The sequence below is a fragment of the Paraburkholderia sp. RCC_158 genome, from assembly GCF_041355255.1.
GTDB lineage: Bacteria > Pseudomonadota > Gammaproteobacteria > Burkholderiales > Burkholderiaceae > Paraburkholderia > Paraburkholderia graminis.
Window position 1 is genome coordinate 639,597 of sequence record NZ_JBFUPM010000001.1, and the last position, 13,289, is coordinate 652,885.

The following is a 13,289-nucleotide window of genomic DNA, read 5'->3' on the forward strand; positions in this document are numbered from 1 at the left end:
AACCCTCTGCGCGCGGTGTTAGGGGTTTCCCGATTCTCGGGTGTCTTCTGACGCAGGTTAAATCGCGCGATCACAGGGAGGCCGCGTCAGAAGCGCGCTTCGATGTCCCGAATGCGCTGCTCGATTGATCGACGCACCAATGTATTGGACGAAACCAAAACCAGCGACGACGCGATGATCCCATACACCTTGTTTCGCCGCACCTTGGAGACCTGCTGCGGATCGAGCCACGCCTTGTTGTCCACGAGCAGCAGCAGCGTTTCGAGGCCGATCAGAATCGGCCACAAGCATGCGAGCCGCAGACGCACGGAAAAAGCGGGAATCGCGAGTGTGTAATCGAGCGCCTCACGGAAATGATCGAGCGTCTTGCGCAACAACTCGACCATCAGCGGACGCGCGCGCAGCGAATTGGCCGGCAGCAAAAGATCTTGCGGGCTAAGGCCGTGCTGTTCCAGCATCGTTTGCGGAAGATAGCAGCGGCCGATCCGCAGGTCTTTGCCGCAATCGCGCAATACGTTGGTCATTTGCAGCGCCTTGCCGAAGCGCACACCGCGGGCGGCCATGATGTCCGGCCGCTCCTTCAGCGTGCCGGGCATATGCGCGTAGGTCATCGTGGTCCAGAATTCGCCGACGCAACCCGCCACCAGATACGTATAACGGTCGAGCTCGCCATATTCGCGCAGCGCCGCGATGCGGCCCGAGCGTTCGTCGGGGAACGTGCGCAGATCGAATTCCATGCCTTCGGTCAACGTCGACACAATCGCGCGCACGGCGTTGCGGTCCGGCTCGCTCAATTGCGTCAGCACGTCTAGCGCGGGACCGAGCGATTCGAGCAGCAGCTTCTCGTCCGACTGGCTCTGCTGACCCGCCACTTCAGCGGCCATGCGCTGAAACAGCGCGCCGTCGTTTGCCGCGCCGTTGATCTGATCGCGCAATGACAGCAGCAATTGGAGCCGCTGTTCCGGCGCGATCAGTGAGGTATCCGCGATGGTATCGGCGGCACGCGCGAGCAGATAGGCGAGGCCGATTGGATCGCGCATGCCCACCGGCAACACGCGAAGCGTAAGGTAGAACGAGCGTGATACGCCTTTCAGGAGCGGACCGAGAAGAAAGGCCCGGGTCGGAGTCGGCATGGGTGCGATATCAGTATTGGCAAAATTCAGGCGGTGGGCAATTGTATACGGCAAGCCGCGCTAAGATGCGGGATAGCCTGAATCTCGTGCCGACAATGAGCAAAAACCAGAATTCGACTCTTGAACCCAGCGCCACGCGTACTCGCCGACCCAGCCTGCGGCTCACCTATGTGATCGGCAGCCTCGACCGTATCTTGCGGCGTCGTATGAGCGAAGCCCTCGCGCCGCTCGGCTTGACCCTCGCGCAATTTACCGCGCTCTCCGTGCTTGAAGCGAAAGGGCAAGCGTCGAACGCGCAGCTTGCCGAGCGCTCGTTCATCACACCGCAATCAGCCAACGAAGTGATGAACGCGATGGCGAGCCGCAACTGGGTGAGCCGCGAGCCCGATCCCACGCATGGCCGCATCGTGCTGCTGCAACTGACCGACGAGGGCCGTACCGTACTGCGCCAATGCGAGCAGGCGGTGAAAGCCATTGAAAAGCAGATGCTCGAAGGCATCGAACTGGAAACAGCCGGCACGGTGCAGCGGCACCTCGAAAGTTTCGTACGCAATTTGCGCGGGTAGCGTCGGCAAGCAGTGGCGTCTGATAATGGCGATGGACTTCATGCCTCCGCGCCCGATATGCCACGTCGCACGTACTTCTTTTGTACTTTCGGGCGTTTGCCGAACACAACTTTTCAATCTTCGCTGCTTCGTATTCACGCCACTGCGGGTAAACAGCGGGAACGCACTTTGCTGACGTAGTTAGCTTAAGCAACGCACTGACGTCAGCGAGCGCCGCTAGTCGCAGTCCAACCACACACGATAATGAACATTCACGAATCGCCGCCCCTCTCTCGCACTAACGTCGAAACGGGCGTGCCCGGCCTTGACGAGATCCTGGGCGGCGGTCTCGTGCGCGGCGGCGTTTATCTTCTCGAAGGCATGGCCGGCGCCGGCAAGACGATCCTGTCGAGCCAGATCGGCTTTCATCGCGTAAGCCGCGGCGAGAAGGTGCTGTACATGACGCTCATCGCCGAATCGCACGACAAGTTGCTCGCGCACCTGAAAGGCCTGACTTTCTTCGACGAAAAAGCCGTCGCGCAGCAAATGCTTTTTGTCTCTGGCTATCACGAACTGATGCAGGACGGCCTGGACGGCTTTCTGAAACTCATTGCGTCGAGCATTTACGATTACCGCCCGAGCCTGATGATCATCGACGGCTTTCGTAGCGCCCGCGAGTTCAGCGAGACGGAGCTGTCGTTGTCCAAGTTCATTCATGAGTTGAACGCTCTCGTCGCGGCAATGGACTGCACGACGCTGTTGCTCGCGCCGCTGTCCGGCAACGAGCCGCATCCGGAACATACGCTTGTCGACGGTCTGATCGAACTCAACCGCTATAGCGACGGCATGCGCCGCGCGCGCGAAATCGAAGTGCACAAGATGCGTGCGCGCAATCATCTGATGGGCAAGCACTACTTTCGCATCGCCGAAAGCGGGCTTCTGATGTTCCCGCGTCTCGAAGCACAATGCGCCGCGCCGAGTGGACCGGTCGATCTTAAAGCACGGGTCGGTTTCGACTTGCCGCATCTCGATGTCATGTTCGGCGGCGGTCTGTCGCAAGGCTCGACCGCGACGTTGATTGGACCGTCGGGCGTCGGCAAGACGATGCTCAGTTTGCAGTTTCTCGCAGCGGGCGTCGCGCGCGGCGAACGTTGTCTGTATCTCGGCTTTTACGAAGGACCGCAACGGCTCCTCGGCAAAGCCGAGGCCGTTTCGATCCCGCTGAACGAAGCGTATGAAGACGGCCGTCTCCTGATTCAATGGCAGCCCGCCATTGAACTCGCCGTCGACGAAATCGCCGCGAAGGCGCTCGCCACCGCGAAGAACATGAGGGCGACGCGCATGGTGATCGACGGAGTGGAAGGCTTCCGCGATTCCGCGTTGCGCGTCGAGCGCTTCGGGCTGTTCCTTAACGCATTGCTGCATCAATTGCGCGAGGCCGGCATCACGACGCTGGTCATAGAAGAAATGCCGCTCCATTCCGATCACGGCCATTCGAGAACCACGCGCGTTTCGGCACTCACCGAGAACCTCGTGCTGCTGCGTTACGCTGAGACAGACGCGGGACTGCGGCGCGCGATCTCCATCGTCAAGCAGCGCGAAAGCGCACATGATCCGTCCACGCATGAGCTGGTGATCTCATCGCAAGGGCTCGATGTTATCGAAAGCCCGCTCAGCGCCACGGTTTCTTCGGCATCAGGTCTGTCCGCGACGTTGCAGCCGCGGCGACCGGCGTAGCACCCATGAAAACCATTCTGGTCGTGGATGACGAATTCGACATCCTCACGGTATGGCGGCTGCTGCTCGAGCGCCACGGCTATACGGTATTGACCGCATCGAATGGCGCCGTCGCGCTCGAGCAGATACGCAGAACGAGGCCCGACATCATCGTATCGGACTGCATGATGCCGGTCATGTCGGGGCTGCAACTGTGCGCGGCGCTTTACGCCGATCCCGAACTGCGCGACATTCCGATCATTCTATGCAGCGCGGCCGCGGATATTCCGGTGCAACCCAATCCGTCTATCGAATACGCGCGCAAGCCGATCGCGTTCGACGCGTTGCTCGCAATGCTCAAGCGGATGTCGGTGTAGCGCTTCTCTTACTGCGGCTCACCACCGCCTTGCAGCGTCAAACCGACTCCACCACCAGCGCGCCGACGTTTGCAATCGCCGCGTTGTTGCGCGCGGCGTCGCCCGCAGTGCCGGTCAGATAAACGGCCACGAGAACCGGGCCGCGTCCCGGCGGCCAGAAAATCGCCACGTCGTTCGCGGTGCCGTGATCGCCCGTGCCGGTCTTGTCGCCCACGCCCCAATCTTTCGGCAGCTTTGCGCGCAGACGCGCGCCGCCGGTCTCATTGCCCGCGAGCCACGCGAGCAATTGCACTCTCGATGACGACTTCAAACGCTCGCCAAGCAGGAGTTCGCGCATATTGCCGAGCATTGCATTCGGTGTCGTCGTATCGCGCGGATCGCCAGGCGTCGCCTCGTTCAACGTCGGCTCATTGCGGTCCAGCCGCGTGATGCCGTCGCCGAGACTACGCGCGAATGCAGTCAGTGCAGCAGGACTGCCGAAGCTTTGCAGCAGCAGATTAGCCGCGGTGTTGTCGCTGAGCGTGATCGCCGCCTTGCACAACTCCGCGATACTCATGCCCGCGTTGCCGGTGCGCTCGCGAGTGTGCTTCGACGTCGCCGGCGAGTACGGCACCAGTTCGCTTTCCGGATAGACGATGCGCCGCTGCAGATCTTCTTCGCCGCGATCGACACGCGCGAGGATCGCCCCCGCGGCGAGCAGTTTGAACGTGCTGCACATCGGAAAGCGCTCGTCCGCATGCAAGCCGGCGTGCAGTCCCGAGGTCGTGTCGACGATCGACACGCCGAGCCGTCCACCGCTTTGTGCTTCGATCTCTTCGAGCCGCGCGCGAATCGCATCGGCTTTCGCGAACTGTCGCCGCTGCCGCGTTCCATTGATTGCCTTGCCCGATTCCGCGTTCTTGGCCCACGCGCCGCCGTTGCCGAACGCAACCCCAGCTATCGAAACGCCCAGCATCGTACCCGCGAATTTTCTTCTCGTGATCATTGCCGCTCCTTGTGTGAAGCCGCAACTATCGGTTTTCCCGCCGCCGCTGACAAACGATGATAAGTTAATGCGCTCACAAGAAAAACTTATGCCTCGGCCATGAGACCTTATCTCCCGCTTAACGCGCTGCGCGCTTTTGAATCGTCCGCCCGGCACTTGAGCTTTACGCGCGCGGCACTCGAACTGAATGTCACCCAGGCCGCTGTCAGCCAGCAGGTCAGATCGCTCGAAGAACGTCTCGGCACCACGCTATTCAAGCGCTTGCCGCGCGGTCTCGCGATGACCGACGAGGGTCTTGCATTGCGTCCCGTCCTGACTGACGCATTCGATCGCATCGAAGCCGTGCTCAAGCAATTCGAAGGCGGCCACTTTCATGAAGTGCTGACGGTCGGCGTGGTGGGTACGTTCGCGGTCGGCTGGCTCATGCCGCGGCTGAAATCGTTTCGAGAGGCTCATCCCTTCGTCGAATTGCGGCTTCTGACGAACAACAATCTCGTGGATCTCGCGACCGAAGGGCTCGACTTCGCAATCCGTTTCGGCGACGGCACGTGGCCCGGTTCACTCGCGACGCGCCTGCTCGATGCACCGCTCGCGCTCTTATGCACGCCGGAAATTGCAGCGCGTCTGTCGACGCCCGCGGATCTCGCCGACCAAACGCTGCTGCGTTCCTATCGCGCGGATGACTGGAGCAACTGGTTCGCCGCTGCGGGCATTCCACCGCGGCCCATTCGCGGACCCGTGTTCGATTCTTCGCGATTGATGGTCGAAGCGGCGATGCAGGGCGCGGGCATCGCACTCGCGCCCGCGCTGATGTTCGATCGAGAGATCAATACGGGCCGCCTCGTGCGTCCGTTCGATGTCGAAGTCCATGCCGGCAGTTACTGGCTCACATGGCTAAAGGGCAAGCCGATGACGCCCGCGATGCTGCTGTTCAGTCAATGGCTCATCAAGGAAGCGGCCACACACACGCCGGATTAGCACAGGCCCGTGCGGCGATAGCCGTTCATCGCGGGGCGCTCGGCTTGCGGCGGGAATACGTTCCACGAGCCGTCGTCGTGACGGAAGAAGAAGATGGACAGCAGGCCGCCCGGACGCAGCGCCTCAACGCGCACGAAACGCTGATGCAGTGACGCGCGGTGGCAGAACTCGACCACTCGTGCCGGCATCGACGGCGTAGGTGCAAGCCATTTGTCGACGGCCCAGTGCAAGGTCTTTTCGGCAGCAGCCATGATGTTCTCCTCGGTTCCTTCACTCATCTCTTTCGATAACTCACGCCACTTGCGCGGCGAACTGCCTGTTCTTCGCGCCGGCCTCGACGAATGCCTTCACGAGGCACATCAGCACATGCATGCCCGTGCGCGGATGGCGCAAGCTGCAATGCACCTGTTCGCTGCGGCTTTCGCCAAGCAGCACCCACGCGCAGAAGTGTTCGCAGTTGTTGGTCAAGAGGCGGTAGCGGTTCTCGCCGAGACGTGAGCGCGCGCGGCGCACTGCTTCTTCGCCGAGGTAGCGCGCGCCGAGCGTCGCTCTGATCGTCAGCGGATGCCCGGCGGCGAAGCGGTCGAGTTCGACTTCTTCAACCGGGCCGCGATGCGCCGAACCGGCAAAGCCCGCGTAATGAACCACACGGCCATTGCCCACATAAATGCCGTGATGTTCGTAACCGCAGCGGGTGGAGACCAGATGCGAACCGATCGGCAAGTCGATGGTGGACGACGGTTCATCGGCCGCATCGCTTGTCGTCTGAAGAGAGTTCGTGTTCATGGCTTGCCTCGTTTGTTTCCAACACTGTTGCGAGGTCTTTTGCATCATCCGGGCCATGCGCTCGGAAGCCCTTGTTTATAGGGCTTTGCGCGAAAATGCGCGGCTTTTAACGACGCGAGTGTGTGCGCTGAACCGACAGAAATCGGGTCGATGTGTTGGCGATTCCCGATCTTTTGTCACGTCACGAGCTGTGCTTTGGAGAGCTTTTTGGAAGCCTCGCGATGCGTTGAGAAAGTGTTGGGCGCCACACCGGTTGCGGCGCATGGATGTTGGCTACCGCCCGACCTATCGCTTTGCACGCGACTCGCCTAACACGCTCCGAGCGGCCCGCAGTCCCACGCCAGTCAACGCATCACAGAAGAACGCAGGACGTCGCGTACGAATTGGCATAGCGCTTGCACTATCTCGCCCAGATCCATAAAAACCGCGCGCGTCGCGCACGCGGTCAACCGGAGAACGACATGGCTTCTATTTCTGTGAACGATCTTTCGCTGAACCTCGCACTCGACCGCAAAGCAATGGCGGCGATTCGCGGCGGAGGCGGTGCGCCGTGGGTCTATGGATGGATTCAGCCTTATGTGCGGGAAACGCCGAGCATTGGGCCGGTCGTGAACCTGTACGAGGTGTCCAACAACTTCTATGCTAACCAGATGATCAACCAGTTCCAGTCGGTCGACGTGCGCAATACCGGCGCGAACTCGAACATTAGCGTCGCTCCCGACGCACGCAGCAGAAACGATATGGTGTAGCCGTTGTGACTTGCGCGAGCCAATTCCGCTGGACGTCGTGCGCGCGTTCCGACGCGGGATGCGTGCGCGAAGTCAATGAAGATGCCTGCCTCGACGACGCCGAACTGGGACGCTGGGCCGTCGCGGACGGCATGGGCGGGCACGCGGTCGGCGACCTCGCGAGCCGCCTCGTGATCGACGCGCTAAAGCGGCTCGCGCCGCCCGTCAGCATGAAGGCGTTTATCGCGGACGCACGCGCGCATTTGCAGGTCGCGAATCGTCAGTTGAGAGAAGAGGCCGCGCGCCGCCAGGTGCAGCGCATCGGCAGCACTGTCGTCGTGCTTCTCGCGTGCGATCGCTTTTGCGGCTATGTGTGGGCCGGCGACAGCCGCCTCTATCTCGTTCGCGACGGACAACTGCGCCAACTCACGCGCGATCACAGTCAGGTTGAAGCACTCAAGTCGCTCGGCGTGATTACCGATGAAGAAGCGCGGCATCATCCCGCGCAGCATATGATTACGCGTGCCGTGGGCGCGACCGATCTGCTCGAACTCGACGACGATGCAATCGAAGTCGCGGACGGCGACATCTTCCTGCTGTGCAGCGACGGCCTGAGCAACGAGGTCGACGAAGCCGACATGCTGGCGGTGCTCAACACAGCCGCCCACGCCGACGCGCCGGATCTACTCGTGAGCCTCGCGCTCGAGCGCGGCGGCCGGGACAACATCACGGCAGTCGTCGTGCGCGCGGAAGATCCTTATGCCGCCGACAAAACGCTGCTGAATCCCGCGCCATGACAGAGCGGACATCGTCGCTTTATGTCTCGCCATCGTCTTCTTCGCGCTCGTCTGCGCCGTTCCGGTCCAAAGGCACGACATTGCGATTGCGAAACTCCTTCGAATGAAGCCCGTGTTTTTTCAGCAGCATTTGCAGATGCGAGCGGTTCATGTCGATACGGCGCGCCAGTTCCGCGACGGTGCCATTCACTTCGCGTAGTCCGCGTTCGAGAAAGGCTTTTTCCGCGTCGTCACTCGCCGCGCGCTTTGCGTCGCTGAGCGACATGAGATTCGCCACGCTGATCGGCTGCTGTCCCGAGCCATTCGCGACGCCTTGCAAGGCCGCCGCCGAACCTGGCGCTGCGGGCCGCATGTCGGTCGGCAAGTGGTCGACATCCGCCATGTCGCCGGCGAGACACGAGATGCGGTACATCACGTTACGCAATTCGCGGATATTGCCGGGATAAGCGTAGTTAAGCAGAAAGTCCCGTAAACGAGGGGTTAATCTCACTGGTCTGCGCTTGAGCGTGCCGGCAGCTTCGTCGCCGAACCAGGCAATCAGCAGCGGAATTTCATCGCGCCGTTCGCGCAGCGGCGGCAACGTGACGTGAATCACACTAAGCCGGTAGAACAGATCTTCCCGGAATCTGCCTTCCTCGCTCAGCTTGCGCAGATTGCGATTCGTTGCCGCGACAATGCGCGTATCCACCGCAATGGTTTCGTCGGAGCCGACGCGTTGAATCTCGTGCGCTTCGAGCACGCGCAACAGTTTCACCTGACCGGCGAGCGGCAACTCGCCGATCTCGTCGAGAAAAATCGTACCCGTGTGGGCACTTTCGAATTTACCTTTGCGGTCATTCGAAGCGCCCGTAAACGCACCCTTGCGATGCCCGAACAATTCCGACTCCAATAGATTGTCCGGAATCGCACCGCAGTTCACGGAAATAAATGGCTTATCCGCACGCGAGCCGTTGGCATGAATGACCTTCGCCATCAGTTCCTTGCCGGTGCCGCTTTCGCCGTCGATCAGAACCGGCAAGTCTGTCGGCGCGGCCTTCTCGGCAATTTCCAGCGATTCCAGGAGCCGCGCATTGTCGCCGAACGTGCCTTCGAAAATGAAGCTGCGCGCGAGCAGTGCCTGCCTGCGCGCCCCGCGCGACTGCTCGGCGCGCTGCTCCGGCTCCGCCGACGTCGCGGCCTGCACGAAGCGCTCCTTGTGCGATAGCTGCATGACTTCATCGCGCAGCGACGTGGCCTGCCTCAACAGCTTGTCGATGTCGGTGCGTTCGAGTCGCGACGACCATCGCAGCGTCGAGCGCAGAATTTCAATCCGCTCGATTAAACCCGCATACGAAATCGCCGGACTGATGTCTTCAATCTGGTCGAGTATCTTCATCATCACGCACTCAGTTGTTTCTGCACGAGTTGGTAGTACATGCCACCGCGTTGCAGCAGTTCTTCGTGACGGCCCTGTTCGACAATCGCCCCTTCATAAAGAACAAGGATCTTGTCGGCACGCATGATCGTACTCAGCCGATGCGCGATGATCACCGCCGTGCGGCCTTTCAGAATGTCATGCATATTGCCGAGGATGTTGCTTTCCGACTGCGAATCGAGCGCGGACGTCGCCTCGTCGAATACGAGCAGACGCGGATCGTGATACAGCGCGCGCGCAATGCACAGCCGCTGTATCTGACCGCCCGACAAACCAATTCCGCGTTCGCCGACAATCTGCTCATAGCCCAGCGGCATCTTGCTGATGAACGCGTGCGCGTCGGCCATTCTCGCGACTTCTTCTATACGGCGGCGGTCGGGTGCGTCGTCGCCGCTTGCGATGTTCTCGGCAATCGTGCCGGAAAAAAGCAGGTTGCTTTGCATCACATAGCCAATCTGCGCGCGAAAATAGGCTTTGTCGACTACGCTGAGGTCATAACCGTCGATCGACATCTTGCCTTCGCTCGGCGCATAAAAGCCCACCAGCAACTTCGCGAGCGTGGTCTTGCCCGAGCCGCTGCGCCCGACAATCGCGACCAGTTCGCCGGGCTTGATGTCGAAACTGATGTTCTCCAGCACATAGGCGGAATCGTTCTCGCCATAACGGAAGTACACGCCGTTCAGGCTTATTTCGCCTTGCAACTCGGGCAACATCACGCGTGAGGGCAGATCTTCCGGCTTCTGTTCTGGCTCGATGTCGAGCACGTCGCCGAGCCGTTCCATCGCGACGCCCGCATCGTTCAGCATGCTCCATAAGCCGACGAGTCCCATCAACGGGCCTAACACGCTGCCCATGAATGCGTTGAATGCGATCAATTGCCCGATTGTCATTTCGCGCGCAAGCACGAGATTCGCGCCGACCCATAGAATTGCAATCGTCGTGGCGGCGTTCAGCAATTGGCTGCCGAGCCCGACAAGAATATTGAAAGCGTGCGCACGGTACTGCACTTCCAGTGCTTTCGCGTATTTCTTTTCCCAGCGCAAACGCACGGGCCGCTCGATGCCCATGCCCTTGACCGTCTCCACGCCGGCCAGCGCCTCCATGAGAAACGACTTGGATTCCGTCGACGCCGTGAACACCTCGCGTGCATAGTTCTTGATCTTCGGCGTGGCCAACGCGGTCAGCGCCATGATAGGAATAACGAATCCGATCAACACGAGCGTCATCTTCACGTTGTAGACGAACATGATCGTGAAGTAGATGAACACCATCAGCAGGTTCAGTGCGGTCGTCACCGTCGATTCGGTGAGAAATGCGCGAATGGTCTGGTTCTCCTGAAAGCGCGCAAAGATGTCGCCGGTTTTGCGCTTGGCAAAGAACGAGAACGGCAGCGACAACGTGTGCTTGAAGAACTGCGACATCATCGCAAAGTCCATATTGCGCACCATGAAATTCGCGAGGTACGCGCGAATCGACGACATGAGCTGCGAGAACACATTGGCAATGATGAGCCCGCCAATCAGCAGATGCAGCAGGCTCACGTTCTGATGCACGATCACACCGTCAAGAATGTTCTGGATGATGAGCGGCGGAATCACACCCAGCACCTGAATCACGAATGTGGCCAGAAACAGGTGCCCGAGAATCTTTCTGTACGGCTTCAGGTAGCCGACAAAGCGTATCCACGGCGAACGCGCCGCCGACATTTGCACGAGTTGCGGACCGCCCGTAAACAGCAGACATGTGCCGCTCCAGCCGCGCTCGAAGTCTTCGACCGTCAATTTGCGAAAGCCGAGCGCCGGATCGGCGACCCATACATATTCGGTAGAGAGGCCGTACACCACGACATAGTGATAGCCTTCCCAATGCACGATGAACGGCAAATCGAAACCACGCAGCGAATCGAACGTGCACTGCACGCCACGCGCGGTGAAGCCAAGCGATTCGCCCGCGCGCGCGAGACTGTCGAGCGTCGCGCCTTGCGTGGTCACATTCGCGAGCTCGCGCAATTTGCCGAGCGTCATCGGAATGCTGTAATGGCGGCAGATCATCGCGAGACACGCGGCGCCGCAATCCATTTCTTCCGCTTGCTCGACCAACGCGAAGCGCTTGATTATCTTCTCGCCCAACGCGGGCTTGCTCTGCAAATCGAGCATAAGCGGCAGTTTTCGGCGTTGCTCGAGCCGCTTTTGCCGCTGCAATTCGCGATCGCCATAACGAATGCGCTCGTCCAGTACTTCGCGCAGCTTCGGATTGCGTTCGAGTATGAAGTGCACGGTGCGCTCGGGAATCACCAGCAGCCGCGCGTCTGTCGACGCAATCACCGAAGCCATTTGCTCCTGGCGCATCAAGCACGCCTTTTCGCCGAATATCTCGCCTTCGCCGAGCGTGGCGAGCGTGTAGTCGCGCCCTTCTTCGTGCCGGACAATGCGTACCTCGCCTTGGCGCACCACGTATAAGCGCCGGTCGTCGCGTGCGTCCTGCCGCAGGATTTCCTTGCCCGCCGCCACGCGTTTAACGCCGACGCTACGCACGTATTCTTCGAGTTCGGCCTTGTTGAGTTTGCCGCGCAAATCGAATAGCTGCGCGACAAAGCCACCCGCCGAATTGATCGCCACATAGCTCGCGACAAACGCGAGCGCCGCCTGATTTCCGGCCATCACGGGCTCGATTGCCGCGCGCGGAATAAACAGCAATTCCGTTTTCGCCGACGCCCGCACCGACGCCTCATGCACATACGTCCGCAGCATTGCAATATCGGCGAAGATCTCGCCCGACTTGCGCACGCCCATGCTCGTTTCCTTGCCATGCTCCTCGACGAAGATGCGTACCGAGCCCGAGCGGACTATGTATAAACCGTCGGCTGTCTCGCCTGTCGAGCACACGGTTTCGCCAAACGAATAGAAGCGCGCTTGCGCATATTCGGCTAGACGTTCGATCTCGTCGCGCGAGAAAGGCGACAGTATCTCCACCGAGGCAAGAAATTCGGCGGCGGACGGCGCGGTCTGGGGTGCATCCATAAGCGTGCGGACCTCGGTTCTACTTCTGACGGTGGCGCCCGGTTAGCGCGCTTCGATCACATGCTCCTGCGCACGCGCGATCAGCCAGCTTTCGCGCAAAAGGCACCTGACTTCAGCGGCCACGTCGGCGTCGAGCGTCGCTGGGTATTTCGCGGTCACCGCGAAGATCTCGAAGCACGAGCGATCCGCCGACGGAAACGGCCCGAGCAGATCGCCCACCGCCGCGTTAAAGATCTTTGCCTCGATGTCCGGCTTTAACGAGCCACGCAGTACTTTGCCGATCACACCGCCCGCTTCTCGCGTATCGGCAATCGAATGCTCGCGCGCCATGTCGGCGAAACTATCGGGATCGTCGCGCAGATACGAGATCATTTCCTTCGCTTTGCCTTCGCTGTCGAGCACGATATGGCTCACTTCGATTGCATCGAACTTCGGCGAATTGAGCGCGAAGTAGTCTCTGACGGCCGCTTCGTTGCCGACTTGGTCGAGCATCTTCTCCTGATACAGGCCGTCCGTGATGAACGCCTCGAATTCGTCGAGGCTCACGTTCAGCACGTCGAGATACTGGTTCATATCCGTCGCGCGATGCAGCCCTCGCACGCGGCGAAACTGATCGGCGCGCTCCTGAATGTCGTCGGCGGTGACGACGATGCCCTGCTTCTTCGCCGCGTGCACCGTCAGCTTGTCGCGCACTATCTGCTCTATCAGGCTTTCGAACTGGCCAGTCAGTTTGAGAAGCCGGATGAACTCGCCCACATCCACGACTTCATCGTCAATTCGCACTATTGCGGTCATGTTGTCCGCTCCTTT

Annotated in this window: 13 protein-coding genes; 6 read left to right on the top strand and 7 right to left on the bottom strand. The window is 60.4% G+C overall.

Annotated features, from left to right (window positions below; translation table 11 throughout):
* Nucleotides 1–86: 86 nt before the first annotated feature.
* Nucleotides 87–1,133: a squalene/phytoene synthase family protein gene (locus AB6809_RS02845; RefSeq protein ID WP_029967029.1), complete on the bottom strand. Its 1,047-nt coding sequence runs from the start codon at nt 1,131–1,133 to the stop codon at nt 87–89.
* 95 nt (nt 1,134–1,228) lie between these two features.
* On the opposite strand from AB6809_RS02845, the gene AB6809_RS02850 reads away from it, so the two are divergent.
* From AB6809_RS02850 to AB6809_RS02860, 3 genes are all read left to right on the top strand, one after another.
* Nucleotides 1,229–1,699, top strand: a complete 471-nt coding sequence (locus tag AB6809_RS02850; protein ID WP_044020370.1) for a MarR family winged helix-turn-helix transcriptional regulator — start codon at nt 1,229–1,231, stop codon at nt 1,697–1,699.
* Nucleotides 1,700–1,942: 243 nt separating this feature from the next.
* Complete coding sequence (locus AB6809_RS02855) at nt 1,943–3,415, top strand: ATPase domain-containing protein (RefSeq protein WP_029967032.1); 1,473 nt, start codon at nt 1,943–1,945, stop codon at nt 3,413–3,415.
* A gap of 5 nt (nt 3,416–3,420) precedes the next feature.
* Nucleotides 3,421–3,771 carry a response regulator gene (locus tag AB6809_RS02860; protein ID WP_006047227.1) on the top strand — a complete coding sequence of 117 codons (351 nt, stop codon included), beginning with the start codon at nt 3,421–3,423 and terminating at the stop codon, nt 3,769–3,771.
* A 37-nt stretch (nt 3,772–3,808) separates the two neighbouring features.
* Here AB6809_RS02860 and bla read toward each other — a convergent pair whose 3' ends face one another.
* On the bottom strand, nt 3,809–4,756 hold the full coding sequence (gene bla / locus AB6809_RS02865) for a class A beta-lactamase (RefSeq protein ID WP_029967034.1): 948 nt from the start codon (nt 4,754–4,756) through the stop codon (nt 3,809–3,811).
* 99 nt (nt 4,757–4,855) lie between these two features.
* Between bla and AB6809_RS02870 the strand changes: the two genes are divergently transcribed.
* Entirely contained in the window at nt 4,856–5,734 is an 879-nt protein-coding gene (locus AB6809_RS02870; protein ID WP_006047229.1) for a LysR family transcriptional regulator, read from the top strand.
* Here the strand turns inward: AB6809_RS02870 and AB6809_RS02875 are convergent.
* Complete coding sequence (locus AB6809_RS02875; protein ID WP_006047230.1) at nt 5,731–5,985, bottom strand: hypothetical protein; 255 nt, start codon at nt 5,983–5,985, stop codon at nt 5,731–5,733. The two genes, AB6809_RS02870 and AB6809_RS02875, sit on opposite strands and share 4 nt — an antisense overlap.
* Nucleotides 5,986–6,025: 40 nt before the next feature.
* Nucleotides 6,026–6,520, bottom strand: a complete 495-nt coding sequence (locus AB6809_RS02880) for a lecithin retinol acyltransferase family protein (protein ID WP_006047231.1) — start codon at nt 6,518–6,520, stop codon at nt 6,026–6,028.
* Nucleotides 6,521–6,981: 461 nt separating this feature from the next.
* On the opposite strand from AB6809_RS02880, the gene AB6809_RS02885 reads away from it, so the two are divergent.
* Together AB6809_RS02885 and AB6809_RS02890 are read left to right on the top strand one after the other, a co-directional pair.
* Nucleotides 6,982–7,269 carry a hypothetical protein gene (locus tag AB6809_RS02885; RefSeq protein ID WP_006047232.1) on the top strand — a complete coding sequence of 96 codons (288 nt, stop codon included), beginning with the start codon at nt 6,982–6,984 and terminating at the stop codon, nt 7,267–7,269.
* Nucleotides 7,270–7,274: 5 nt separating this feature from the next.
* On the top strand, nt 7,275–8,045 hold the full coding sequence (locus tag AB6809_RS02890; protein ID WP_029967036.1) for a PP2C family serine/threonine-protein phosphatase: 771 nt from the start codon (nt 7,275–7,277) through the stop codon (nt 8,043–8,045).
* Nucleotides 8,046–8,064: 19 nt separating this feature from the next.
* Here AB6809_RS02890 and AB6809_RS02895 read toward each other — a convergent pair whose 3' ends face one another.
* Genes AB6809_RS02895 through AB6809_RS02905 form a run of 3 tightly spaced genes read right to left on the bottom strand, consistent with a single transcriptional unit; the run spans nt 8,065 to nt 13,274 of the window.
* Nucleotides 8,065–9,423 carry a sigma-54-dependent Fis family transcriptional regulator gene (locus AB6809_RS02895; RefSeq protein WP_006047234.1) on the bottom strand — a complete coding sequence of 453 codons (1,359 nt, stop codon included), beginning with the start codon at nt 9,421–9,423 and terminating at the stop codon, nt 8,065–8,067.
* Nucleotides 9,423–12,479, bottom strand: a complete 3,057-nt coding sequence (locus tag AB6809_RS02900) for a peptidase domain-containing ABC transporter (RefSeq protein ID WP_029967038.1) — start codon at nt 12,477–12,479, stop codon at nt 9,423–9,425. Before AB6809_RS02900 ends, AB6809_RS02895 begins: the two co-directional genes overlap by 1 nt.
* Before the next feature lie 42 nt (nt 12,480–12,521).
* A complete protein-coding gene (locus tag AB6809_RS02905) occupies nt 12,522–13,274 on the bottom strand; it encodes a peptidylprolyl isomerase (protein WP_029967041.1) in 753 nt (250 codons plus the stop codon).
* Between the last annotated feature and the right edge of the window lie 15 nt (nt 13,275–13,289).

Coding starts and splice junctions, on each gene's coding strand:
- AB6809_RS02880 (WP_006047231.1), bottom strand. CDS start 6,520: ATGAACACGAACTCTCTTCAGACGACAAGCGATGCGGCCGATGAACCG.
- AB6809_RS02875 (WP_006047230.1), bottom strand. CDS start 5,985: ATGGCTGCTGCCGAAAAGACCTTGCACTGGGCCGTCGACAAATGGCTT.
- AB6809_RS02895 (WP_006047234.1), bottom strand. CDS start 9,423: ATGATGAAGATACTCGACCAGATTGAAGACATCAGTCCGGCGATTTCG.
- bla (WP_029967034.1), bottom strand. CDS start 4,756: ATGATCACGAGAAGAAAATTCGCGGGTACGATGCTGGGCGTTTCGATA.
- AB6809_RS02905 (WP_029967041.1), bottom strand. CDS start 13,274: ATGACCGCAATAGTGCGAATTGACGATGAAGTCGTGGATGTGGGCGAG.
- AB6809_RS02860 (WP_006047227.1), top strand. CDS start 3,421: ATGAAAACCATTCTGGTCGTGGATGACGAATTCGACATCCTCACGGTA.
- AB6809_RS02885 (WP_006047232.1), top strand. CDS start 6,982: ATGGCTTCTATTTCTGTGAACGATCTTTCGCTGAACCTCGCACTCGAC.
- AB6809_RS02870 (WP_006047229.1), top strand. CDS start 4,856: ATGAGACCTTATCTCCCGCTTAACGCGCTGCGCGCTTTTGAATCGTCC.
- AB6809_RS02855 (WP_029967032.1), top strand. CDS start 1,943: ATGAACATTCACGAATCGCCGCCCCTCTCTCGCACTAACGTCGAAACG.
- AB6809_RS02845 (WP_029967029.1), bottom strand. CDS start 1,133: ATGCCGACTCCGACCCGGGCCTTTCTTCTCGGTCCGCTCCTGAAAGGC.
- AB6809_RS02850 (WP_044020370.1), top strand. CDS start 1,229: ATGAGCAAAAACCAGAATTCGACTCTTGAACCCAGCGCCACGCGTACT.
- AB6809_RS02900 (WP_029967038.1), bottom strand. CDS start 12,479: ATGGATGCACCCCAGACCGCGCCGTCCGCCGCCGAATTTCTTGCCTCG.